Genomic DNA, 990 nt, shown 5'->3' with positions numbered 1-990 from the left:
CGCCAGCGGCTGGTCCGGCGTGCCCGCCGCCCCGCGCAGCTGCAGCGCCGAGCGGTTCGGGCCGAGCCCCGGATCGCCCGCGCTGAACGCAGCCGCCCCGCCGCCCTGGCCGCGCAGGTGCCGGTCGATCGCGTCGCCCACCAGCCGGCGCGCGGCGAGATCCGCCAGCACGGCGTCGCCGTAGGCCTGCCCCGACAGGCTCGCCAGTCCCCCCGGCAGCGTGGCCGCCCCGGCCGCGTAGAGCGCGTCGAACACCCGCGCCCGCTCCGCGTCGGGCCGCGTGCCCGCGGCCGGGCGGGCGATGTCGAGGGCCGCGCCCACGGCCTGCGCGTTGCCGGACTGGGCGAGGCCGAGCCCGGCGAGGTCGCCGTAGGCGGCCGGCGTGACCACGAGGTCGAGGCCGGTGGGCCGGTAGAGCGCGTCGAAGCGCATGCCGGCCGCGAGCCCGGCGCCCGGCTGGGCGAGCCCGGTGAACGCGCCACTCAGCCCGGCCTGGGCTACCAGCACGCCGAAGCGCTGGCCGAGCGCCGGGGTGAAGCTGTTGCTGGCGTTGCCCGTGATGCCGCGCAGCACCGGCACCAGGGTGCCGTTGGCCGCCACCGCGCCGCCGGACCCGAGCGCCAGCAGGCGGGCGTAGCTGCCCGCGCCGGTGCCGGTGCCGGTCCCGTCGATGTCGAGGCCGAGCCGGCTGCCGGACGCGAAGGCGACCGGGCCGAGCACGGTGAGCGTGCCGGGGGAGTTGCCCGGCCGCAGGGCGCCCGCCACCGTGACCGGGGCCGCGACCGTGCCGATGCCGCGCAGCGTCCCGGCCGAGGCCACCGTCACGGGGGAGGTCCAGACCCCGTCGAGGGAGAGGGTGCCGGCCTGGATCGTGGTCGGGCCGGAGAAGCGGCCGGTGCCGGTGAGCTTGAGGGTGCCCGGTCCGGCCTTGGTCAGGCTGGTCGGGCTGGTGCTCTGCAGGATGGCGCCGGCATAGGCGGTGCTGGCCGA

General features: G+C 79.0%; 1 protein-coding gene. It reads right to left on the bottom strand.

The features are described from left to right. Window positions 1-990: autotransporter-associated beta strand repeat-containing protein (locus AAHG09_RS31770; RefSeq protein ID WP_342112330.1), on the bottom strand; the 990-nt coding region annotated here is incomplete at both ends.

It is taken from the genome of Methylobacterium guangdongense (assembly GCF_038442355.1).
GTDB lineage: Bacteria > Pseudomonadota > Alphaproteobacteria > Rhizobiales > Beijerinckiaceae > Methylobacterium > Methylobacterium guangdongense.
Note: the sequence above shows the minus strand (reverse complement) of the source record. Positions and strands in the feature narration are given on the sequence as shown.